This is a genomic window from Pseudomonas sp. BS-2016, from assembly GCF_001806145.1.
Lineage (GTDB): Bacteria > Pseudomonadota > Gammaproteobacteria > Pseudomonadales > Pseudomonadaceae > Aquipseudomonas > Aquipseudomonas lundensis.
Genome location: NZ_MLCT01000004.1, coordinates 1 through 494 on the forward strand (window position 1 = coordinate 1; position 494 = coordinate 494).

The 494-nt window shown below is 52.0% G+C and carries 2 rRNA genes; both read right to left on the reverse strand.

The window, feature by feature from the left end:
- Positions 1-81: ribosomal RNA gene (rrf, locus tag BKD70_RS00055) — 5S ribosomal RNA — on the reverse strand; the annotation flags it as partial.
- A 151-nt stretch (positions 82-232) separates the two neighbouring features.
- A 23S ribosomal RNA gene (locus tag BKD70_RS00060) occupies positions 233-494 on the reverse strand; the annotation flags it as partial.

Sequence of the window (494 nt, forward strand, 5' to 3'; positions counted from 1 at the left end):
CACACTACCATCGGCGATGCATCGTTTCACTGCTGAGTTCGGGATGGGATCAGGTGGTTCCAATGCTCTATGGTCGTCAAGAAATTCGGGTACTGAGTCGTGGCCAGCTGGCCTCGCTTCAGCAAATTGGGTATGTGATAGATCGTGGTGTTTTGTGAGCGTCGAACTTTCGGTTCATTGCGTCTTCACACACCGCAATCTGGCCTTTCGACTCAAATTGCTTGGGTGTTATATGGTCAAGCCTCACGGGCAATTAGTATTGGTTAGCTCAACGCCTCACAGCGCTTACACACCCAACCTATCAACGTCGTAGTCTTCGACGGCCCTTCAGGGAACTCAAGGTTCCAGTGAGATCTCATCTTGAGGCTAGTTTCCCGCTTAGATGCTTTCAGCGGTTATCTATTCCGAACATAGCTACCCGGCAATGCCACTGGCGTGACAACCGGAACACCAGAGGTTCGTCCACTCCGGTCCTCTCGTACTAGGAGCAGCCC